At 28.4% G+C, this 21,963-nt stretch carries 21 protein-coding genes; 14 read left to right on the plus strand and 7 right to left on the minus strand.

Features of this window, described 5'->3' with window-relative positions; translation table 11 throughout:
- Window positions 1-220: 220 nt before the first annotated feature.
- Together NSA50_RS00395 and NSA50_RS00400 are read right to left on the minus strand one after the other, a co-directional pair.
- Window positions 221-565, minus strand: a complete 345-nt coding sequence (locus NSA50_RS00395; protein WP_195428521.1) for a YmaF family protein — start codon at window positions 563-565, stop codon at window positions 221-223.
- 315 nt (window positions 566-880) lie between these two features.
- On the minus strand, window positions 881-1,321 hold the full coding sequence (locus tag NSA50_RS00400) for a hypothetical protein (RefSeq protein WP_195264150.1): 441 nt from the start codon (window positions 1,319-1,321) through the stop codon (window positions 881-883).
- A 580-nt stretch (window positions 1,322-1,901) separates the two neighbouring features.
- Here NSA50_RS00400 and pyrB point away from each other — a divergent pair.
- Genes pyrB through NSA50_RS00430 form a run of 6 tightly spaced genes read left to right on the plus strand, consistent with a single transcriptional unit; the run spans window position 1,902 to window position 7,048 of the window.
- A complete protein-coding gene (pyrB, locus tag NSA50_RS00405) occupies window positions 1,902-2,828 on the plus strand; it encodes an aspartate carbamoyltransferase (protein WP_257442177.1) in 927 nt (308 codons plus the stop codon).
- A complete protein-coding gene (locus NSA50_RS00410; RefSeq protein ID WP_195264148.1) occupies window positions 2,829-3,260 on the plus strand; it encodes an aspartate carbamoyltransferase regulatory subunit in 432 nt (143 codons plus the stop codon).
- Window positions 3,261-3,288: 28 nt separating this feature from the next.
- Window positions 3,289-4,485, plus strand: a complete 1,197-nt coding sequence (locus tag NSA50_RS00415) for a dihydroorotase (protein ID WP_257442179.1) — start codon at window positions 3,289-3,291, stop codon at window positions 4,483-4,485.
- 10 nt (window positions 4,486-4,495) lie between these two features.
- Window positions 4,496-5,371, plus strand: a complete 876-nt coding sequence (gene pyrF / locus NSA50_RS00420) for an orotidine-5'-phosphate decarboxylase (protein ID WP_257442181.1) — start codon at window positions 4,496-4,498, stop codon at window positions 5,369-5,371.
- 11 nt (window positions 5,372-5,382) lie between these two features.
- Complete coding sequence (locus tag NSA50_RS00425) at window positions 5,383-6,126, plus strand: dihydroorotate dehydrogenase electron transfer subunit (protein WP_195264145.1); 744 nt, start codon at window positions 5,383-5,385, stop codon at window positions 6,124-6,126.
- A 22-nt stretch (window positions 6,127-6,148) separates the two neighbouring features.
- A complete protein-coding gene (locus NSA50_RS00430) occupies window positions 6,149-7,048 on the plus strand; it encodes a dihydroorotate dehydrogenase (protein WP_195264144.1) in 900 nt (299 codons plus the stop codon).
- 75 nt (window positions 7,049-7,123) lie between these two features.
- On the opposite strand, the gene NSA50_RS00435 is transcribed toward NSA50_RS00430, so the two are convergent.
- A complete protein-coding gene (locus NSA50_RS00435) occupies window positions 7,124-7,447 on the minus strand; it encodes a hypothetical protein (RefSeq protein ID WP_257442184.1) in 324 nt (107 codons plus the stop codon).
- A 46-nt stretch (window positions 7,448-7,493) separates the two neighbouring features.
- On the minus strand, window positions 7,494-7,871 hold the full coding sequence (locus NSA50_RS00440; RefSeq protein ID WP_257442185.1) for a YtxH domain-containing protein: 378 nt from the start codon (window positions 7,869-7,871) through the stop codon (window positions 7,494-7,496).
- A 257-nt stretch (window positions 7,872-8,128) separates the two neighbouring features.
- On the opposite strand from NSA50_RS00440, the gene NSA50_RS00445 reads away from it, so the two are divergent.
- On the plus strand, window positions 8,129-8,965 hold the full coding sequence (locus tag NSA50_RS00445; RefSeq protein WP_257442187.1) for a hypothetical protein: 837 nt from the start codon (window positions 8,129-8,131) through the stop codon (window positions 8,963-8,965).
- 63 nt (window positions 8,966-9,028) lie between these two features.
- Here the strand turns inward: NSA50_RS00445 and NSA50_RS00450 are convergent, their stop codons facing one another.
- Window positions 9,029-10,456 (minus strand): alanine/glycine:cation symporter family protein, encoded by a 1,428-nt coding sequence (locus tag NSA50_RS00450; RefSeq protein ID WP_195428514.1) that lies wholly within the window; start codon window positions 10,454-10,456, stop codon window positions 9,029-9,031.
- Window positions 10,457-10,749: 293 nt separating this feature from the next.
- Window positions 10,750-13,392, minus strand: a complete 2,643-nt coding sequence (locus NSA50_RS00455) for a transglycosylase domain-containing protein (protein WP_257442188.1) — start codon at window positions 13,390-13,392, stop codon at window positions 10,750-10,752.
- Window positions 13,393-13,498: 106 nt separating this feature from the next.
- Between NSA50_RS00455 and yunB the strand changes: the two genes are divergently transcribed.
- Complete coding sequence (yunB, locus tag NSA50_RS00460; protein ID WP_195264138.1) at window positions 13,499-14,155, plus strand: sporulation protein YunB; 657 nt, start codon at window positions 13,499-13,501, stop codon at window positions 14,153-14,155.
- Window positions 14,156-14,443: 288 nt separating this feature from the next.
- Here the strand turns inward: yunB and hpt are convergent, their stop codons facing one another.
- The gene (gene hpt, locus NSA50_RS00465; RefSeq protein ID WP_195264137.1) at window positions 14,444-14,971 is read right to left on the minus strand and encodes a hypoxanthine phosphoribosyltransferase; all 528 of its coding nucleotides are present in this window, start codon (window positions 14,969-14,971) and stop codon (window positions 14,444-14,446) included.
- A 297-nt stretch (window positions 14,972-15,268) separates the two neighbouring features.
- On the opposite strand from hpt, the gene hflX reads away from it, so the two are divergent.
- From hflX to NSA50_RS00495, 6 genes are all read left to right on the plus strand, one after another.
- Window positions 15,269-17,065 (plus strand): GTPase HflX, encoded by a 1,797-nt coding sequence (hflX, locus tag NSA50_RS00470; RefSeq protein ID WP_195264136.1) that lies wholly within the window; start codon window positions 15,269-15,271, stop codon window positions 17,063-17,065.
- 37 nt (window positions 17,066-17,102) lie between these two features.
- Window positions 17,103-17,717 carry a hypothetical protein gene (locus NSA50_RS00475; RefSeq protein WP_257442190.1) on the plus strand — a complete coding sequence of 205 codons (615 nt, stop codon included), beginning with the start codon at window positions 17,103-17,105 and terminating at the stop codon, window positions 17,715-17,717.
- Window positions 17,718-17,786: 69 nt separating this feature from the next.
- Complete coding sequence (locus tag NSA50_RS00480; RefSeq protein WP_257442191.1) at window positions 17,787-18,686, plus strand: nucleotidyltransferase domain-containing protein; 900 nt, start codon at window positions 17,787-17,789, stop codon at window positions 18,684-18,686.
- A 17-nt stretch (window positions 18,687-18,703) separates the two neighbouring features.
- Window positions 18,704-20,104, plus strand: a complete 1,401-nt coding sequence (pdxR, locus tag NSA50_RS00485) for a MocR-like pyridoxine biosynthesis transcription factor PdxR (RefSeq protein ID WP_257442192.1) — start codon at window positions 18,704-18,706, stop codon at window positions 20,102-20,104.
- Window positions 20,104-20,751, plus strand: a complete 648-nt coding sequence (locus NSA50_RS00490; RefSeq protein ID WP_195264132.1) for a YigZ family protein — start codon at window positions 20,104-20,106, stop codon at window positions 20,749-20,751. The genes pdxR and NSA50_RS00490 overlap by 1 nt, the downstream gene beginning before the upstream one ends.
- A gap of 225 nt (window positions 20,752-20,976) precedes the next feature.
- Window positions 20,977-21,714 carry a YebC/PmpR family DNA-binding transcriptional regulator gene (locus NSA50_RS00495; RefSeq protein WP_195264131.1) on the plus strand — a complete coding sequence of 246 codons (738 nt, stop codon included), beginning with the start codon at window positions 20,977-20,979 and terminating at the stop codon, window positions 21,712-21,714.
- Window positions 21,715-21,963 lie beyond the last annotated feature (249 nt).

The raw sequence follows: 21,963 nt of genomic DNA on the forward strand, positions 1-21,963 counted from the left end.
GGTATATGTATAAAAAAAGTTACGTTTATATGTAAAAAAAATAAATATAGTGTATTACTATAAATTTGATAATCAAATCTTCGAAAAAAAAATAGATTAGTAATAATAAAATTTATATAAAAATCCCCCTATAGAAACAAACATTTAATTTGATTAAAAGATAATTTTCTGTTTGTTTATTACAAGAGGGATTAACTTTAAAAGTGTTCAAGAATATAAATTATAGTGTAGGTGCATCAATTAATGTTGTGAAAATAAATTCATGAACATGACCATCAACAAATGTTGTAGTAGCTCTTGCTAAGTGGACATGTTTACCATTACCTACTGGTATTGCTGGACCTGTTACAATGCAGATTTCATGAAAGTGTCCGAAGAAGTCTGTGCTAGTTTTTATTTTATGAACATGAGATCCATTATATGGAATAGCTTCGCTTGAGACTCCTGCAAAACGATGATTATGTCTATCATCACCTTCTTCTGCAAATCTAGTACTTCCTAAGAATTCATGATTGTGAGTTTGTCTGCGACAACGCCTTAAAGCGCTATAATCATTTGTATACATATAAAATTCTCCTATCTCAAAATAATATAATTTATAATATGTAATTCAAAAAGAAATGTGCTTGAAAATAAGTATATAAAATATATTTTTATGTTACTACTATATTGGAAATTAAGAGAATCTGATTATAGGAAGTTAAAGTGAAGAAATATAATATGAATAGTAAAAGGGCTTTTCATATAGAAGCGTTACAGGAATTATTATTCCAGTAACGCCAATGAAAAATTAATTATTTTTTATATAAATTATTAAAATAAGAGACTATGATTAGATAAATTTTTAATCTATAGATATAAGCTTTTATTAGATAAAGGACTATTGAACATTTACGTTAACATTAGCATCAATTTCTCTTTCATCTTCGGTTTCAGTCTCGGTCTCGGTCTCAGTTTCAGTCTCAATATCAGTGCTAGTATTAGTTCCGTTAACAGTAACATTTAAAGTTATTGTATTACCGTTACTTGTAGTATCGGTATTAGAAGTTTCTTGAGCTTGAAGTTGAGCTTGAAGCTGAGCCTGAATTTGAGCTTGAAATTGTCTTTGATCTTGTTCTTGCCTTTGAAGTTGAGCTTGAAGTTGGGCTTGAAACTGTCTCTGATCTTGTTCTTGCCTTTGAAGCTGAGCTTGAAGTTGAGCCTGAATTTGAGCTTGAAGCTGAAGTTGTTTTTGAAGTTGATATAATACTTTAAGATAGTTATTATAAGAACCATCAAGTATTTCATTATAATCGTAATCGCTATAATAATATTTAGACATATAAATTCCCCCCCTCATTATTAGTTTTAAACATAAATAAATTGTGTTTATTACATAGTGTATAATATGTTATAAAGTGCAATAATGTTACGCATTTTAATTTAAGTCGTTAAACTTTTAGAGATAAGAAATTATTAATGAAAGATAATATATTAAATAGTATTTTTGAAGATACTTTATTGACAATAGAATATATAAATGTTATTCTATTGGAAAAGATGACCTTTAAATTAATCCAGAGAGATTAACAAGGAAGAGATTGTAATAGTAAAAGACTTTTATTAAGGGCTTATTATACCTTCCTTGAAATAAGGAAGGTTTTTTTATGTAAATTATAATATATATGTTTTAATTAATAATCTATATAATTACTATCTTATAAAATTAAAATTTAATAAGCTTATTTAAGTAAAAGAGTAAAATTGAAAATATATTGTATATAATTTTTATATAAGTTGCTGAAATTATTATTTTACTTGAATACTATAAGCTTTAAAATAATTTAGTTAAGTATAGAATATTTATTACAACTTATATACCTTTAAATTTAACACAGAGATGTTAACAAGGAGTGATGTAAATGGATATCAAAAATAAGCATTTGATTGATCCAATGGATTTTTCAAGGCAGGAATTACAAGAAATTTTTAAATTAGCACACCAAATAATAGCAAATCCGAGAGAATATTCTCATATCTGTGATGGAAAAATTTTAGCAACTTTATTTTATGAACCAAGTACAAGAACAAGATTTAGCTTTGAAGCTGCAATGATGAGACTTGGTGGTAAAATTCTAGGGTTTTCTGAGCCGAATTCAAGTTCCACTGTAAAGGGAGAAACTTTAGCAGATACTATAACTATGGTATCTATATATTCTGACATAATTGCCATGAGGCATCCAATGGAGGGGTCTGCGAAACTTGCAAGTATGTACTCAGAAGTTCCTGTAATAAATGCGGGAGATGGGGGACATCAGCATCCAACTCAAACATTAACTGATCTTTTAACTATAGAGTCTTTAAAGGATGGCTTAACAAATCATACGATGGGAATTTGTGGGGACCTAAAAAATGGAAGGACAGTTCACTCACTTATAAAAGCTATGTCACGATATGAAGGAACTAAATTTATCTTAATTTCACCAAAGGAATTATCTATACCAATTTATATAAGAGAAGAAATATTGATAAAAAACAATATAGAATTTAAAGAGGTTGAAAAATTAGAAGATGTAATAGAGGAACTAGATATTTTATATATGACAAGAATCCAAAAAGAAAGATTTTTCAATGAAGAGGAATATATTAGGCTTAAAGATAGCTATATCCTGGATATAGAAAAAATGAAGTTAGCCCAAAAAGATATGATAGTTATGCATCCACTACCAAGAGTAAATGAAATATCTATAGAAGTAGATAAAGATGAGAGAGCTTGTTATTTTAAGCAAGCAGAATATGGAATGTATGTAAGAATGGCATTAATTGCAAAACTCTTGGGGGTGGCTTAGATGTTAGAAATAACAAGTATAAAAAATGGATTAGTAATAGATCATATAAAAGTTGGAATGGGAATAAAAATATTTAATTATTTAAATCTTGATAAAGTGAATAGTCAAGTCGCTTTAATAATGAATGTTGAAAGTGATAAAATTGGTAAAAAAGACATAATTAAAATAGAAAATTCTTCAGAAGTAAACTATACAATTTTAGGATTACTTTCACCAAATCTTACTATAAACGAGGTAAGAGAAGGCGAAATAGCTAGAAAAATAAAACCAGAGTTACCTAAAAAGGTTATAGATGTTCTGATTTGCGGTAATCCAAGATGTATAACAGAAGTAGAGCAATATGTTCCTCATACATTTAATCTAATAGATGAAAATAAAGGAACATACAAGTGCGATTATTGTGATCATATAACAAAGCTATCTGATTTATAGATTTAAATATGAGATATGAGGTGAAATTATGAATTTACTAATAAAAAATGCTAGAATAGTAGATTATTCACAGGATTTTATTGGAGATCTTTATATAGAAAATGGAAAAATAAAAGAAGTAGGATTAGATATTAAAAGAGATGATGTAAATTTTATAGATGCTAAAGGACTTACGTTAATGCCTTCATTTATAGATACCCATTCTCATTTTAGGGAGCCAGGACTTACTTACAAAGAAGATATAGAAACAGGTTCTAAGGCAGCATTAAGGGGAGGATATACTGGAGTATGCTTGATGGCAAATACTAAGCCGATATGTTCTAGTAAAGAAGTTTTAGAAGAAGTTAGAAATAGAGAAAAAGAGCTGGATTTAATAGATTTGCATCAATGTGTATCTGTTACAAAAGGGTTTAATGGAAAAGATATAAGCCATTTAGATGAATTTAAAAGTGATACTAAACTTAAAGCAATATCAGATGATGGTGTTGGAGTTATGGATTCCGAAATAATGTATAAAGCTATGTTAAAGGCAAAAGAACATGACTGGATAGTAATGTCTCATGCAGAAGATAATAGCTTTTCAGATATAGATATGAGAATTGCTGAAAATATAATGACTTTAAGAGATATTTGTTTAGCAAAAGAAACTGGGGCAAGGCTTCATATGTGTCATGTTAGTATAAAAGAAGCTATAGAATATATTAGGGAAGCAAAGAAGCGCTTTAGCAATATAACTTGTGAGGTTACTCCTCATCATATATCCTTAACAAAAGATATAAATAATTATAGAGTAAACCCTCCTATAAGAGAAAAAGAAGATGTAGATAAAATTATAAATGCTATAAAAGATGGAGTTGTAGATTGTATAGGAACAGATCATGCGCCTCATACAAAAGAAGATAAAGAAAAAGGTTCTCCAGGAATGGTTGGACTAGAGACAGCATTTTCTATATGTTATACAAGCTTAGTTAAGTCAGGAGCTGTAACTTTAAATAAGTTAAGTGAAATTATGTCAAAGAACTGTGCTGATATTCTAGGTATGAATAAGGGGAGAATTAGTCCTGGAGTTGATGGAGATGTAGTCTTATTAGATTTAGATAAGAAGATAAAAGTAAACTCAAATGAATTTCATTCAAAGGGCAAAAATACTCCTTTTGAAGGTATGGAGTTTTATGGAGAAGTCCAGATGACAATAAAAGCAGGAAGAGTTCTTTATAAGAAGTAGGAGGATAAAGATGAAAAGCTTAATAATGGATAAATTATTTAATAGAGTAGAGGAAAGAGGCGTAGTTTGCGTTGGATTAGATACTGCGCTTGAATATATCCCGAGCTATCTTTTTGAAGGAAGATCGGAAGTAGAAGCATTAGTTGAGTTTAATAAACAAATAATAGATGCAACTATAGATGTAGCAGCCTGCTTTAAGGTTCAAATTGCTTATTATGAAGCGTTAGGATTAAGAGGAATGATTGCTTATAAAGAAACTTTAGATTATTTAAGAGAAAAAGATGCAATTATAATTGCTGATATAAAAAGAGGAGATATAGCTGCAACAGCTAAGCAATATGCTAAGGCCCACTTTGAAGGCGATTTTGAAGCTGATTTTATAACTCTTAGTCCATATATGGGGATGGATAGTATTGAACCCTATATGCCATATATGAAAAAAGGAAATAAGGGAGTTTTCTCGTTAGTTAGAACTTCTAATCCAGGAGCAGAAGATATAGAAATGTTGAAAACTACAGATTATAGGGATGTTTATAAGGTAGTTGGTGATAAAATTGCTGAGCTTGGTAAAGAAGTAGTAGGAGAGTGTGGCTATTCAAGCATTGGTGGAGTTATAGGATGTACTCATGTTGAAGAGGGGATTGAAATAAGAAAAAGATTTAAGAATATGTTTTTCTTAATACCTGGTTATGGAGCACAAGGCGGAAAAGCAGAAGATGTGGCTTTATATTTAAATAATGGAAATGGAGGAGTTGTAAACTCTTCAAGAGCTATACTTTTAGCATATAAAAAGCAAGAGGGCATGGAAAAAGATTTTGCATTACTTGCAAGAGAAGAAGCTATAAGAATGAGAGATGAAATAAAGGCAGCAGTAGAAAGTATATAGGAGGAAAACTAATGAAGGTAACTTATAGTAAATCAAAAGTTATATCAAATGAAAAAATAGTTGATGGAATATACAAAATGGTTGTAGAAGATAATAATGAAGTGAAGCCAGGACAATTCTATATGTTAAAATTAAATGGACAAACTTTACTTCCTAGACCTATAAGTGTATGCGAAAAAAACGAAGGAACTATAACTTTCTTATATGCGGTTGTTGGAAATGGTACAAGAGAATATACTAATTTAGAAAAAGGCGAGTATATAAACCTTACTGGACCCTTAGGAAATGGATTTAATGTATATGAAAAACTTGGTAAAGTTGCTTTAGTTTCTGGGGGCATAGGTACTGCACCAATGTTAGAAGTAGCAAAAAAAATTAAAGAAAATAAGAATTCATCTAAGCTAGATTTATATGCAGGCTTTAGAGAGGATATTTATTTAATAGATGAAATAAAAAGTTATGTAGATAAAGCATACGTAAGTACAAATTCTGGTAAACATGGACATAAGGGATTTGTAACAGATATTCTTAATGTAGAAGATTATGATACTGTATTTTGCTGTGGACCAGAAATAATGATGAAAAAAGTTATAGATATGTGTAAAGAAAAAAATGTAAAAGCATATGTATCTATGGAAAAACATATGGCTTGTGGAGTTGGAGCTTGTCTTGTCTGTACATGTAAAACTAAAGATGGCAATAAAAGAACATGTAAGGATGGTCCAGTATTTGATGGATATTATGTTGAACTTTAAAATCAAAGGAGGAATTTTATAAATGTTGAAGGTTAATATAAATGGAGTAGAATTTAAGAATCCAGTAATAGCAGCATCAGGAACCTTTGGTTTTGGAGCAGAATATAATAATTTCTATGATGTTGGGATCTTAGGGGGAATATCATCAAAGGGATTAACTTTAAGTCCTAAAGACGGTAATGAAGGAATAAGAGTATATGAAACTCCATCAGGAATGATGAATTCAGTTGGACTTCAAAATCCAGGAATAGATAGGTTTATAAAAGAAGAACTTCCAAAGATGAAGGAGCTTGGCACTAATATTATTGCAAATGTCGGTGGAGGTTGCATGGAAGATTATGAGGAGGCTATTGAGAAATTAAGAAATACTGATATAGATATGATAGAACTTAATATATCATGTCCTAATGTAAAATCAGGAGGAATGGCATTTGGAATAAAGTCAAATGTAGCCTATGAAGTTGTTTCTAAAATAAAGAATATTTCAGATAAACCTCTTATGGTTAAGCTTTCTCCTAATGCAGAAGATATAGTTAAAATGGCAGTAAGCTGTGAAGAGGCTGGGGCAGATTCAATATCATTAATAAACACATTGAAAGGATTTGCAATAGATCCATTTAAAAGAAAGCCAATATTTAACAACATATATGCAGGGCTTTCAGGACCAGCTGTAAAACCAATAGCATTAAGAATGGTACATGAGGTATCTAAGGTTGTTGACATCCCTGTTATAGGATTAGGTGGTATTTCTAATGGAATAGATGCAATTGAATTTATGATGGCAGGAGCATCTGCAATTCAAATAGGAACTATAAACTTTATAAACCCTATGGCTGGAAAAGAAATAATAAGTGAAATGGAAAAGTTCTGCATAGATCAAGGGATAAAAGATATAAATGATATAATAGGTTGTATAAAATAAAGAATAGAATATAAAAGATAGGACAGTTCAAAAATTGATTAAAAGCAAATATTGACTGTCCTTTACATATGTAAATTATTTTTTTGAAAATACTCCAACTATTATATTTATAATGTCTTTTATGGTATCTAATTGATTAACAATTCCATCCTTCATAATAATAGCTTCGGCTGTAGTTTCAACAGCAACATCGCTTATATCTTTAACATTTTCAGAAATTCCGTTTAAATTCTTTATAGTATTATCCAAATTGGCTTTATTATCCTTAAGTGTATTGTTTATAGTATCAATAAGTATAATGAGCTTTCTCAAGGCTAAAATAAAATAAATTAAAGCTATGACAGAAACGATAACTATAATAGTTAATAAAAGAGTATTAAAATTAATAGTAATAGTCATATTATATTTCCTCACTTAATATTAATAAAATAAGTATGCTGTTTACCTAAATATTTAAATCTTCGTTAAATTCATTATTATTTTCAGTTGTTACTTCTTCAGTGGACTTTTTTTCAAAATCGCTAGTTATAGTTTTTTTAGATTCAAGATATTTTGAAATTTTACTTTTAGCGTCATCAAAGTTGCTTTTAGTATCTTCGGTTATATCTATAGTTTTATTCTTAATTGTATTACTTAAATCCTTAGCAGTTTTCTTTAATGACTTTCTAGTATCTTTACCTGATTTAGGTGCAAATAATAATCCACTAGCTAGTCCAGCAGCAATACAAATAGTAGCACCTAAAGCAACATTTTTAGTAACTTTAGCTTTTTCTCTTTTAGCTTTTTCTTTTTTCTTTTGCTCTATTAACTTTGTCAAATTCATATTAAAATCCCCCATTTATAGTAAATTAGTTTTATATATGGATTATAGAATAATTGGTATATAAATACAAGTAATCTTCAAAATAAGTTGATAATATGAAAAGTTATGAAATTTTACTAAATAAAAAATACTTTATATTATAACTTATATAATGTAAAATATAAATAAACATAGCAGTTAGGATTTTATTAAAATTATTGTATTAAGAAAACATAGATATAGAATTAAAATTAATACAAGAAGTTAAGGAGGATACAATGAGGCTAAAAAAAGGAACTATAACTTTCAGTATGGTTATTGTAGTATTATTAGTTCTTATAGTATTTATAGTAAACAATATACTAAATAAAGGAACAAAAGAAGTTAGTGTAGCAAAAAAATTTATAGAGAATTTGTCTGATAATAATATAATAGAAAAATATAAAGATGATAGTAAAATAGTTGAAGAAGCAACATTAAATAAGTTAGCTAATAAGAGTTCTCAAATACAATATTCTGTTATAGTAGGGAATTATGGAGTAGATATAGATAAAAATTATAATGTGTTGGGATTTTCTAATAAAAATTTGGGAAGTATGCCTATAAATGAAGTTATAGATGAAAAAAAGGCTATTAATTTAGCAACAAAGTATGTTAATGAAATTACTGATGATGAGTTTAAATTTAAAGAAGTTAGGACAAGACAAGAGGAAAATAGTCCATGCTATAATATAATTTTTTATAAGTGTAAAGATGGATATCCTTACTATAAACAGGAAATAAGTGCAATAATTGATAAAAGTGAAGGAAAGTTAGAAGGGTATTCAAACTATCCATTAGATCATATAAAGCATATTAAAGAAATAAATATTGATGAAGTTAAGGCTGGAGAAATAGCAAAAGGACATTTTACAAATCTTAATTTTAAAGTCAGTGCTTTGGATAATCCTATGATTGCTTTTGTATCCGTAAAAGATGATGAAATGGTATTATCATATATTTATAATGTAAAAGTAATTAATAATGATAAAAAAGAAGAAATATATAATATATGTATAAGAGCTGACTCAGGAGAAGTAATAAATTTCAATTTAGAAGCTGTGGCAATGAATTAAGAAAAATAAATAAATGTAATAAAAAGAGATTTGAATAAATTTAATATTCAAATCTCTTTTTAATTAAACTGCTATATCATTTTCATCATATGATTGCCATTCTATTGCTTCGTCAGAAAGTTCAGGAATTGATGAAGCGTCAAATATAGGATCTTTTATTCCAGCTCTTTTTTGTTTTTTATAATCATCTAATGCTTTAAAGGCAATTTTGCTTAGTAATACAATTGCTACTAAATTTATTATAGCCATAAGACCCATAAAAACATCAGCTAAATTCCAAACTATATCCATGCTAACAAGAGATCCAAAGAATACCATTGCCCCTACTGCAATTCTATAAATTTGTAAATAAATCTTTTTATTAGTTATAAATTGAATATTGGCTTCGCCGTAATAATAATTTCCAACAATAGAGCTAAATGCAAATAATAAAATGCAAATCGAAATAAATATTCCACCCCAAGAACCAACTTGAGAGTTAAGTGCTGCTTGGGTAAGTTCTATTCCTTTTACAGTACCATCAAGTGGAGTATCTGATAATAAAATTATAAATGCAGTACAACTGCATATTATTATTGTATCAGTAAAGACTCCAAGAGTTTGTATAAAGCCTTGTTTAACTGGATGTGATACGGTTGCTGTAGCAGCTGCATTTGGAGCTGAACCCATACCAGCCTCATTAGAGAATAAACCTCTTTTTATACCCTGCATTAATGCAGCACCAATTCCACCACCAACAATTTGATTTACACCAAATGCATTTTCAAATATAAGCTTTAGTACTGAAGGAATTTCATTTATATTTTTAATAACAATAAAAAGTGCAACAACTATATATGCTATTGCCATGATTGGAACTAAAGTACTTGAAACTTTAGCAATTCTATTAACTCCTCCAAAAATAATAAAAATAGTAAGGATTGTTATTAATGCCCCGATGAATGTTCGATTAAATCCAAATGAATTATTTAGAGAAAGAGTAATAGTATTTGCTTGAACTGAATTAAAGACTAATCCAAATGCAATTGTAATAAGTAGGGCAAAAGTAATACCCATCCATTTTTTCTTTAGTCCTTTTTCCATATAATAAGCTGGACCACCTCTAAAAGCGTGTCCATCTTTAACCTTATATATTTGAGCTAAAGTTGATTCTATAAAACTTGATGCTGCTCCAACAAGTGCTATAAGCCACATCCAAAATATTGAACCAGGCCCACCTATTGCAATTGCAGTTGCTATACCTGCAAGGTTTCCAGTACCTACTCTAGAAGCTGTACTTATACAAAAAGCTTGGAAAGATGAAACTGAATGGTCCTTTTTCTCAGCAGTAGCACCATCACCAAGAAGTCTAAACATTTCTTTAAGGTTTCCAAATTGAACAAATTTAGTTTTAATAGTAAAGTAAAGTCCAATTAAAATTAACATAGCGATTAGTATATAAGTCCATAAAAAATCATTAAATGTTAAAATAATATTATTTAAAAATTCCATAAAATAAATATCCCCCTTTTCATTCGTAATTAATACAAGTTTTATCTAAAATTATAATATATTAAATATGAAAAAAATGCAAGAGAAAAGTATTAGCAATTCATAAAATCGAGATAAACAAGCTATTTTTCATTTATTAATTCAATATAATGAATTTGATTCTGACAACTTATGCATAATCAAAAGTAGATAAATTTAAGAGTATAAAAATAAGGTAAGTAATATCTAATATTACTTACCTTACTTTTATTTTTATATACTACCAAATATTAAGCTCTTTGTAATATGTTTAATTAGTCAACATCAGGATTAGGTGGTTGAGTATTTTCATTTTCACCACCATTATTATTATTATTATTAACTTCTTCAGAGTCGTTTAATTCTATAGTTATTGTATCACCTTTTTTAGCTTTATCTGATGATATACTTTTAATTATCCTAGTTTTTGCATTATTGTTAGAAATCTTTACATTTACTCCCTTAGATTTTAGTAATTCTATAGCATTATCAGCATTGCTTCCTATAGTAATTCCTAAATCAGATAATTTAAATTCTTCATCTTTTGGAACATGTTTTGTATCATCCTTTTCTGTTGGAAGTACATATTTATAATCAGCTGCACTTGGAGAAGGATTAGGTTTCTTTATAAATACTCTATCTTCAATTAAATTTGATGGAGTATTCTCTGTTGCTAATTTGTTATTGTTTCTATTAACTTTAGCTGTTACATGAACATCACAAACTCCTGTAGGCTCAGTTCCAGAGATAAATAATTCGGTGTATACTCTTGAGCCTCTTTGGTCTCTAGAACATAAATCTGTAGCTAATTTTCCTGAGTCTTTACAAATAGATACACTAGTAACTCCACCTGGATTTCCATCAAATTCTTTATACTCTAAATCTGCATGAATTGGAGCCATAATAGCACCCCATAATGAAGCTGCTGAAGAACTATAACTAGCTCCTCCCATTGGATTTCTATTATCATAACCAATCCATACTGCTCCTGAATAATATGGAGTTAATCCAGCAAATAAAAAGTCTGTAACAAGGCTAGTTGTACCTGTTTTACCTATTACAGGCATATTAGAAAGCTTAGCTAAAGCACCATCAAAGCTTAAAGGACCTTTAAGTAAATCTCTCATTATATATGCAGTTTGAGGAGAAAATACTTGAGTTTGATTAAGTTTAGCTTCTAAAATAACTTTACCAGTAGCATCAACAACTTTAGTATATAATAATGGTTCAGTATATAAGCCATTATTACCAAAAGTTCCAAAAGCAGAAGCTAGTATATACGGATTACCACCATCGGGATTACCAATTTCGCCTGTAAATTCACCTAAAGATAAAGTAGATATAACCTTTGATTGGTCACTATAAACTAATCCTAATTTTTCACCGTAAGCTAATCCAGTTTCGATACCAAGTTTGTCTTCAATAAGAACCGTTGGTACATTTTTAGATAATGCAATTGATTGTCTTGCTGTAATTAATCCATCTGAAACCCTATTCCAGTTTGATGGATTGTATCCACCATATTTACTTTGAATAGATGATGGAAGACCAGCATCGTCAAGAACAGTACCAGCAGTAATAGTTTTAGTATCAATTGCAGGTCCGTAAACAGTTAAAGGTTTTGTAGTTGATCCAATAGATCTTAAAGCATAATAGGCTCTATTTGTAGATCTAGCAGGCTGTTCACCTCTACCACCAACCATGGCCTTAATTTGACCAGTTCTATAATCCATAATTACAGCGGCTGCCTGAAGTGATGGAGTTCCATTTTCATCAGTAACTTCTGGATTAGCATAAATATCAAGTTGCTGAATACTATTTCTATCATTCAAGACAGCTTGAGTAGAATCTTGCATTTTTCTATCCATAGTAGTATAAATTTTTAGACCACCGGTAGCAAATAATCTATCTACTTCTTCGTCTGTATATTTATATACTTCTTTTAAATCCTCTCTTACTTGATCTAAAGCAGGATATACAAACCATTCATAATTAATTTTGTAATTAATAACTGTTTGAGAAAAAGCAAATTGATTTGCATCTGTAAAAGCATAAGCTTCATCATATTCTTCTTGAGTTATATAACCTAAATCTCTCATTTTCATAAGAACAGTTTTTGTTCTATCTAAATATATTGTAGGGGCTGCTATATTCTCTGGGTCATAAGGACTATAAGCACTTGGTGCTTGAGTTAAACCAGCAAGAAATGCAGCTTCAGGTAAAGTTAAGTCTTTAGCACTTTTTTCAAAATAGTACTTTGAAGCAGCTTCAACCCCATAAATTCTACCACCTAGAGGAATGGTATTTAAGTATGCTTCTAATATTTGATCTTTTGTAAGTTTACTTTCTAGGTTTAGTGCAAGATAGATTTCTCTAATTTTCCTTTCAATTTTAACATCGTTTGTTAATAAGGTATTTTTTATTAATTGTTGAGTAAGAGTAGATCCACCTTGTACGTTTCCGCTTCCTGTAAAGAAGTATTTTGCAGATCTTAGGGCTGAACCTAAAGTTCTTTTTATATCTACACCAGGATGCTTATAAAAACGTTCATCTTCAATTGAAATATAGGCATCTTTTAAGTATTTAGACATTTCATCTAAGGTTATCTTATATCTTTCTTCTTCAGTTGGTATATTATCAATATATTGACCTTCACTATCAAAAAGCATTGAAGGTTCATTTAAAGTTAAGACTGCATTTACGTCAAGAGGTGGGGTACTTTTAATTATTGCAAATATATAACCAAGTCCGACAACAAAGCAAAGAAGCCCTGCTATTAATATTCCAAGAAAAGTACCTTTCAAAATTTTCTTATATTTAGGTTGATTTTTTTTCTTTTTAGAATTTTTGCCATTGTTTTTATTATTTTTAACATTAGCTTGGCTTTTTTCTGTTCTAGAAGTATCTTTATTAGCCATTTGTTCCTCCCTTGCAATTTAAAATTATTTAAAGTATAAAATAAATAATATAGAATATTATAGCATATTTATATAAAGAGTAAAATAATAACTCAAGAAGGTGTCTATGAAGTATTATACAAAAAAACCTAAAATGCGATTTCAAATTAAACATCCTAAACTTATATTGGTTATTATCGCCATTTGTGTCTTATTTAATTCTATATTGTATTTTTTTGATAAAAATATTTTACCAGCTGTTTTAACTATAGGAGAAGAACAGTTAAAAAGAGAAGCGACAGAGATTATAAACGAAACAGCATTAGATATTTACTCAAATCAATTCGATTATTCTGATATGATAATTACAGAAAAAGATAATGATGGAAACATAACTATGCTAAGAGCCGATACGGTAAAGTTAAATTATCTATCTTCCAGATTGATTTTAGCAGCTAATGATAAATTTGGAAAATTACAAGAGATGGGGTTAGAGGTTCCTTTAGGATATATGACTAAAAATTTAGTTTTTTATAATTTAGGACCTAAGATGAATATAAAGATGACTCAGATAGGAAACATAACTAGTAGTTATGAGTCGGTATTTGAAAGTGCAGGAATAAATCAAACTAGGCATAAAATATATTTGAACGTTGATATGAAGATGAAAATAGTAGTACCATTAAATAGCAAGGATGTTGAAGTAGCATGCCAAATACCAATTGCTGAAACAATAATAGTCGGAAAAATTCCTAATACTGCAATTGAACTAAATAAACCTTGAGAGTAAATAGGAATTTGTTACTGATAAGATACGTTAGCTAATCTATAAGCTAAAATAGTCATAAGAAAATAATAAAAGCACTGCTAAAAAAATCTATATAATAGAAGAATAAAAAAATTACTTATAAAAATAAATATATGAGTTAATTAATTTTAATTTAAAAATTATAAAAGCCCCAATTTTAGGGGCCTTTATTTTTAGTGTCAAAATAAGCAATGTTATTAAACAAATTATTATTCTTTATATGTATATTAATAATTGATATATTAAAAATTTAAATTTATATTTTTATTTTGATTCCCAGTTAAACACATAAGGTACATTTCTATAGAAGCTTTCATAATCAAGTCCATAGCCTACTACGAATAAATCTTCTATTTCAAAACAACAATAATCTGGTTTCAAATTAACCTTTCTTCTTGAAGGTTTATCTAATAGAGTGCAAGTTTTTACTGAATTGGCTCCACGTTTTTTTACATAATCTATTACAAATTCCATAGTGTAGCCAGTATCTATTATATCATCTACAATTAATACATCCCATCCTTCTATATTATCGGGAATATCATTTACAACTTTAACTTCACCAGTACTTTCTTCTCCATGACCATAACTAGATGTAGTCATAAAACCAACTTTAGCTCTGCAATCAATAGCTCTAAATAGATCAGCCCCAAAGACAAAGCTACCTCTAAGAAGTGGAAGCACATAAAGCTTTTTATCCTTGTATTCTTCAGTTAATACTTTACCAAGCTCTGCTATTCTAGTCTTAATTTGTTCTTCTGTAAAAAGTATGTTTCTTTTCTTGTCATCCATTAGTTTAATCCTCCTAAAATGTTCTTAATATAAACCTCAATATTTTATAAAAAATTTCATTATAAAATTCTTATAATAGTTATATCTAGTTAATTTTTATGATATTAATTATATTATTATTTTTATATTACATATTATTTTAAATTCTTGCAACTTATTTTTGAAGGCTTTTTGAGGATATTTTAATTCTATAAACATAGATAGTATATTGATTTGGCTATATTTACAAGATTTAATTAATAGTATAGAATTATATGAAAGTTGTTATGTTAATATTATATAAGCGAGGTGGTATTAATGATATTTGGAAATATAGATGGTATTAAAAAAACTTATTTAGAGGAGCTTGAAAGGCTTTATAAAGTAAAGGTTTTAAAAGATGAAGTATGTAGTGTAGAAATAATAGAGGTAATCTCAAGGTTAACTTCTATTTTGGAGAGGGAAATAAGTGTTGCAGTAGATAGAAGAGGTAAGGTTGTCTCTGTTGCTATTGGAGATTCAACTTCAGTTGAAGTATCAATGATAGATATAAGAGAAAAAAGATTATCAGGAGTTAGAGTTATACATACACATCCTAATGGTTTTTCTAATTTATCTGCTCTTGATTTATCAGCATTATTAAAATTAAAGCTTGATGCAATAATGGCAATAGGAGTATATGAAGGTAAGGTAACAGATTGCTCTTTAGGAATGATCACAATTACAGATGATTTATTAGACTATGAAGAAAAATTAAACCTTTCAATAGAAGAAGTGCTTTCAATTCATATATTAGATAGAATTCAACATGTAGAAAGCATGATTAAGGAAAAAGATATAATTGAAGATGAAGGTGAAAAGGCAATTTTAGTTGGCTCCGATACTAAAGAAAGTTTAGAGGAGCTTAAGGAGCTTACAAAGGCATGTGATATACCAGTACTAGATTCAGTATATCAAAGTAGAAGTAAAATTGATCCAGCTTTTTATATAGGAAAAGGAAAAGTTTTGGAAATAGCAAGTTTAAGACAAAGTAAGCATGCAAACCTTATAATTTTTGATGATGAACTATCAGGTTCACAAGTTAGAAATTTGGAAGCTGCTATAGGAGCTAAAGTAATAGATAGAACAACTTTAATCTTAGAAATATTTGCAAGAAGAGCAAGAAGTAAAGAATCAAAAATTCAAGTTGAATTAGCTCAGTTAAAATATAGAATGGGTAGACTTCAAGGGTTAGGAACAGTGCTTTCAAGAACTGGTGGAGGAATAGGAACTAGAGGACCAGGAGAAAAGAAACTTGAAACTGATAGAAGACATATAAAGGAAACTATATATGATTTAAATGATGAACTTAAAAAAATAAAGAAAACAAGAGAAGTTCAAAGAGAAAAAAGAATAAAAGAAAGCATTCCTAAAGTATCCTTAGTAGGATATACAAATGCAGGTAAATCAACTCTAAGAAATAAGCTTTGTGATGTTGCAGCTCAAAAAGAGATTCAAGGAAAAGAAAAAGTTTTTGAAGCAGATATGTTATTTGCAACCTTGGATATAACTACAAGATCAATAATATTAAAAAATAAAGGAGTAGTTACAATAACAGATACAGTAGGATTTGTAAGGAAATTACCTCATGATTTAGTTGAAGCATTTAAATCAACTCTAGAAGAAGTAATATATTCGGATCTTTTATGTCATGTTGTAGATACTTCTTCAGATTCTGCACTTGATCAAATAAAAGCTGTAGAAGAAGTTTTAGAAGAACTTGGAGCAAAAGATAAAGAAACTATATTAGTGTTAAATAAAATAGATAAAGCTACAGATGAACAAATAGAAGAATTAAAGAAAGCATGCTCAGAATACAAAATAATTGAAATATCAGCAAAAGAAGGAATTAACTTAGATAATCTTCTTGATTTAATAGAAGAAAAATTACCATATAAAATGAAAAAATGTGAATATTTAATTCCTTATGATAGAAGTGATATGAATTCATATCTTCATAGAAATGGAAGAGTTTTAGAAGAAGATTATAGAGATAACGGAACCTTTATGATTGTTGAAGTAGATGATGAAGCTTATAACAAATCAAGTGATTTTATAATAAACATACTTACTTAAGAATATACTGTAACAAACAAGTTATGGAGATGATTGAGTGCAAAATGTTATATATGAAGTAGCGATAGATTCATCAAATGACGAAGAAAATGTAACCCTTGAAGATGATCAAGCAGCAATAATAGATAACAATACGAATTCGAACAATAATACATCAGGATTAAATGACACATCAGATGCATTAAATCATTCATCTTCTAACCCTGTGGATGATGCAGTAGCTAAAGTAACAACTTTATCTGCTGCATTAAATAGTATGCAAACTAATATAGGTTCAATAATTATAGGTGGTGAAGAGGAAAAATACTTTTATGATAGAAAGGTTAAACCGCTATTAGATGAATTATATTTTCTTTCTTTGTCAGCACAAGGTATATCTATAGCAGCACAAAATTTACAATCTAATGCATATGCAAAAAAGAGACAAATTAAATTTCCTGTTGACTTAACTTATGAGATAGTAAAAGAAGCCTATTGTATTTTAGATACTTTAAAGAAAAGAAATGCCATATATAGGCGTGCTGTTGAAAATGATATTGAAAGATGCGGAGATTTACCAAGTGATTATAAATCATGTTTTGACTGTTTGGATGAAGATGATAAAAAATTTAATGATGATAATGAAAAAGATGATGACTGCGGTGAAGATTAGACTTTATTGCAGTTTTTTTATATAATAAATTGTAGTAATACAATAGTAAAAATATAAGGGGGAGTATTAATGGCAAAATCAATTATAGATTACCAAAAAGCCTATAAGGAAATTACAGAAATTCTTATGGAAAATACTGATGTAATAGCAATTTTTGTATTTGGAAGTATGGTTACTGGTGACTTATGGGAAGAATCAAATATAGATTTATTTGTAATATATAAAGATGAATTTGAAAATGTACGAGATTTATATTCAGAAGTTATGGATATACCCATACATATAAAACTTCTAGGTAAGGAAGCTTTTAAGAAGAATTTTCTTGAGGCAGGTAAAAGGGATGTAATAAAGAATTGTCTTATATCTTCTAAGCTGATATATTCAATTGATCAGGAAATAACAGAGCTTTATCAAAGACTTATATATATAATGGATTTAGACAAAGGAAGATGGAATCTAGTTTATTTAGGAAATACACTGAAAGAAATAGGAATATGTAAAAAGTATCTAAGTACAGGAAGTAGATATACTGCTTCTGAACTTTTAATTAGAGCGTTAAGTAGTTTTTCTAATCTTTATTTAAGTATTAATGGTTACACTGTAAGTAAAGATTCATTAACTATGGCATGTAACTTGAATGATGAGCTTAATGTAATGGTTAGAGAACTTTTCTATTCTGATATTAATGATGAAAATATTAAAAATGTTTTAAATTATATTGAAGATTACTTAGAATATAATATTGAAATATGTGCAAAAGATTTATTAGAGCATATAAAAGAAGAAGAGAAACCACTAAGTGCCTTTGAAATTAAAGAGAGTTTGTATTTCAAAAATTTCAATATTAAATTTGAAGAGATATTAAAATTGTTATATAAGAATAATATTTTGATAAGAAATGAAAGAGCGTTTAGAGATTCTAAGGGAAGTTTACTTGCGGTTGAAAATATATATAGTTATAAAAAATAAGTTGCTCTGGGGGAAATATGAAAGAATTTTTTAAGATATCTTTTAAAGATGAAATTCCTAAATATGTACAAATAGCAAATCATATAAAAAAGTTAATAGATAATAAGGATATAAGCGATGGAGAAAAATTACCTACTATAAGGGAATTAGCAGATATTTTAGAAGTAAATAATGTTACTATAGTAAATGCATATAAAAAATTAAAATCAGATGGATATGCTTTTCAAAAAGTTGGTTCTGGAACATATGCTAAAAGAAAGGAACTAACATCATTATTTAATAGAGAGTATTCTAGGATATTTAAAAATATGTTACCCGAGGAACTGGAAAAGATTATAGATTTTACGGGAGAAACCAATACAGAGGTTTATTTTCCAATAAATGAATTTAAATCTGTAATAAATAAGGTTCTAGATAGGGATGGAGCAAATGCTTTAATAATAAAAGAACCTCTTGGATATGAAAAACTAAGAGAAACCATAAATAAATCTTTTTGGAACAATAAATTAGATTTAGATAATATATTAATAGTTTCAGGAGCACAGCAGGGGATTGATATAGCATCAAAGGCTATCGTAAATATAAATGATAATGTTATAGTAGAAAAGCCAACTTATGGGGGAGCATTATCGGTATTCAAATGGAGAAGAGCTAATATATTTGAAATAGAAATTAAAGAAGATGGCGTAGATTTAGATGAATTTGAAGAAATTTTAAAGAAGAATAAAATCAGTTGTTTTTACACTATGAGTTATTTTCAAAATCCTACTGGTATAAGTTATAGCCGTGAAAAAAAACTAAAGTTATTAGAGCTTTCAAAAAAATATGATTTCTATATTATAGAAGATGACTATTTATCTGAACTTATATATGATAATAATATAATTCACGAACCATTGAAAAAACTTGATAAGTATGAAAGAGTTATTTATATAAAAAGTTTTTCAAAGATATTTTTACCAGGAATAAGACTTGGGTATATGGTAACACCAGCTTCATTTAATGAAATTATACAAAGTTCTAAAATAAATACTGATATTACTACTTCAAGTCTTATGCAAAGAGCTTTGGAACTTTATATAAGTGAAGGATTCAGGAAAGAGCATATTGCTTACCAATGTAGGGAATATAAGAAAAAATATAAATTAATAAAAAGTTTAATTGAAGATGAGCTTTTAGATAAAGTAACATATATAGATCCTAAAGGAGGACTCTATTTTTATATAAAATTAAAAGATAAAAGTATAACATCTAAGGAGCTATTCTATAAGTTAAAAAGAAGAAATGTATTTATTACTCCAGGAGTAATATTTTATAGAGATTCCAAAAATGGAGATTACTTTTTTAGAATTGGTTTCTCACAAGTAAGTAAAGATAAGATAATAAAAGGTATAGGTTTAATTAAGGAGGAACTTTAATGAGTTACATTACTATAAGAGATTTTGGAGAAGATAGTTTTGTAGAGAAAAAATCTGAATTTATTGGTTATGCGAAAAGATGTGAAAGTGAAGAAGAAGCAAAGGCATTTGTATCAGAAATTAAAAATAAACATAAACAAGCCACTCATAATTGTTTTGCATATGTTATTGGAGAAAATATGGGGATTCAAAGGTATAGCGATGATGGTGAGCCACAAGGAACAGCAGGAATACCAATACTTGAAGTAATGAAAAAAAGCAATGTAACAGACTGTGCAATAGTAGTAACAAGATATTATGGTGGAATATTATTAGGTGCAGGAGGGCTTACTAGAGCATATACAAAGGGCGCATCTATAGCTTTAAAAGCTGGTGGAGTAGTTGAAAAAGTAAATGGAGTAAGATTATTATTTCATATGGATTACGATATGTTAGGGAAAATTCAATATAAATGCAATGAAAATAATTGGTATATAGAAGATACTGAGTATACAGATAAAGTAGTTGTTCATATATTAGCAGAAGTAGAAAAAGCTAATGATATAGAAAAAGAAATAATTGAAATATCAAATGGCAAAATAATAGTGAACAAAGAAGATGAAGGAATATACTTTAAAGAAGAAAATAGGCTATACAAATTGATTTAAAACTAAATAATTGATGCTTTCAAACTTGATAATATACTTATAGGTGTATTTACTATTAGTTTAATTGTGAAGAGTATTATTAAAGAATACTAAGTTAATATAGACATAATATTAGTGAAGTTATTACTAATTAAGAATATATAAGAAAATTTGTCATAATAATATAATTGTGTTATAATTCCACTATATTTATAAAATTTTCGATTAATGTTGGGAGGAATAAAAATGTCAGGACATTCAAAATGGCATAATATACAAAACAAAAAAGGAAAAGCAGATGCTAAAAGAGGGAAAATCTTTACAAAGTTAGGTAAAGAAATTGTTATTGCAGTTAAAAATGGTGGTCCTGTACCCGACACTAATCCAAAATTAAGAGATGTAATAGCAAAAGCAAAGGCTGCAAATATGCCTAATGATACTATAACAAGATCAATAAAGAAAGCTTCAGGAGAACTTGCTGGAGTTAATTATGAAAAAATAGTTTATGAAGGATATGGTCCATCAGGAGTTGCTGTAATAGTTGAAACTTTAACAGATAACAAAAATAGATCAGCAGGAAATGTAAGAAGTGCTTTCACTAAAGGTGGTGGAAACATGGGAGCAACAGGATGTGTAGGTTTCATGTTCCAAGAAAAGGGTGAAATTGTTATTGAAAGAGAAGATAAAGATGAAGATGAAGTTATGATGCTTGCTTTAGATGCTGGTGCAGAAGATTTTGCAGCAGAAGATGAAGTTTTTATAATAACAACTTCACCAGAAGATTTTGGTACTGTTAGAGAAGCTTTAGAATCAAATGGATTAGAATTCTTAGAAGCGGCAGTTAAGATGGTTCCAGATACATATACTGAAATCAATGAAGATGATGCTAAGAAGTTCCAAAAAATGTTAGACTTACTTGAAGATGATGATGATGTTCAAGAAGTGTACCACAATGCAGAATTCCCTGAAGGATGGGATGAATAAATTTAATAAAAACTCCGTATCAATTTTAAATTGATACGGAGTTTTTTTATTAAAATACTTATTTATTTAATTAAGGAAGAATTTGCAACATTTTTAGAAGATAAGTAAATTAGAGAGCGTTATTTTAGTGTAATGGAATTTTTATAACAATATCAGTAAGAATAACAAAATTGACAGTATATAACAGTGTATATATAATTAATCATAAAAATCTTGGCAAATTTTATAAGTAAATAGCTACTATTATTT

The organism is Clostridium mucosae (assembly GCF_024622765.1).
Lineage (GTDB): Bacteria > Bacillota > Clostridia > Clostridiales > Clostridiaceae > Clostridium.

What these genes read in the sequence shown, in the direction of transcription:
- NSA50_RS00395 (WP_195428521.1), bottom strand. Translation starts at nt 565, where the DNA reads ATGTATACAAATGATTATAGCGCTTTAAGGCGTTGTCGCAGACAAACT.
- NSA50_RS00400 (WP_195264150.1), bottom strand. Translation starts at nt 1,321, where the DNA reads ATGTCTAAATATTATTATAGCGATTACGATTATAATGAAATACTTGAT.
- pyrB (WP_257442177.1), top strand. Translation starts at nt 1,902, where the DNA reads ATGGATATCAAAAATAAGCATTTGATTGATCCAATGGATTTTTCAAGG.
- NSA50_RS00410 (WP_195264148.1), top strand. Translation starts at nt 2,829, where the DNA reads ATGTTAGAAATAACAAGTATAAAAAATGGATTAGTAATAGATCATATA.
- NSA50_RS00415 (WP_257442179.1), top strand. Translation starts at nt 3,289, where the DNA reads ATGAATTTACTAATAAAAAATGCTAGAATAGTAGATTATTCACAGGAT.
- pyrF (WP_257442181.1), top strand. Translation starts at nt 4,496, where the DNA reads ATGAAAAGCTTAATAATGGATAAATTATTTAATAGAGTAGAGGAAAGA.
- NSA50_RS00425 (WP_195264145.1), top strand. Translation starts at nt 5,383, where the DNA reads ATGAAGGTAACTTATAGTAAATCAAAAGTTATATCAAATGAAAAAATA.
- NSA50_RS00430 (WP_195264144.1), top strand. Translation starts at nt 6,149, where the DNA reads ATGTTGAAGGTTAATATAAATGGAGTAGAATTTAAGAATCCAGTAATA.
- NSA50_RS00435 (WP_257442184.1), bottom strand. Translation starts at nt 7,447, where the DNA reads ATGACTATTACTATTAATTTTAATACTCTTTTATTAACTATTATAGTT.
- NSA50_RS00440 (WP_257442185.1), bottom strand. Translation starts at nt 7,871, where the DNA reads ATGAATTTGACAAAGTTAATAGAGCAAAAGAAAAAAGAAAAAGCTAAA.
- NSA50_RS00445 (WP_257442187.1), top strand. Translation starts at nt 8,129, where the DNA reads ATGAGGCTAAAAAAAGGAACTATAACTTTCAGTATGGTTATTGTAGTA.
- NSA50_RS00450 (WP_195428514.1), bottom strand. Translation starts at nt 10,456, where the DNA reads ATGGAATTTTTAAATAATATTATTTTAACATTTAATGATTTTTTATGG.
- NSA50_RS00455 (WP_257442188.1), bottom strand. Translation starts at nt 13,392, where the DNA reads ATGGCTAATAAAGATACTTCTAGAACAGAAAAAAGCCAAGCTAATGTT.
- yunB (WP_195264138.1), top strand. Translation starts at nt 13,499, where the DNA reads ATGAAGTATTATACAAAAAAACCTAAAATGCGATTTCAAATTAAACAT.
- hpt (WP_195264137.1), bottom strand. Translation starts at nt 14,971, where the DNA reads ATGGATGACAAGAAAAGAAACATACTTTTTACAGAAGAACAAATTAAG.
- hflX (WP_195264136.1), top strand. Translation starts at nt 15,269, where the DNA reads ATGATATTTGGAAATATAGATGGTATTAAAAAAACTTATTTAGAGGAG.
- NSA50_RS00480 (WP_257442191.1), top strand. Translation starts at nt 17,787, where the DNA reads ATGGCAAAATCAATTATAGATTACCAAAAAGCCTATAAGGAAATTACA.
- pdxR (WP_257442192.1), top strand. Translation starts at nt 18,704, where the DNA reads ATGAAAGAATTTTTTAAGATATCTTTTAAAGATGAAATTCCTAAATAT.
- NSA50_RS00490 (WP_195264132.1), top strand. Translation starts at nt 20,104, where the DNA reads ATGAGTTACATTACTATAAGAGATTTTGGAGAAGATAGTTTTGTAGAG.
- NSA50_RS00495 (WP_195264131.1), top strand. Translation starts at nt 20,977, where the DNA reads ATGTCAGGACATTCAAAATGGCATAATATACAAAACAAAAAAGGAAAA.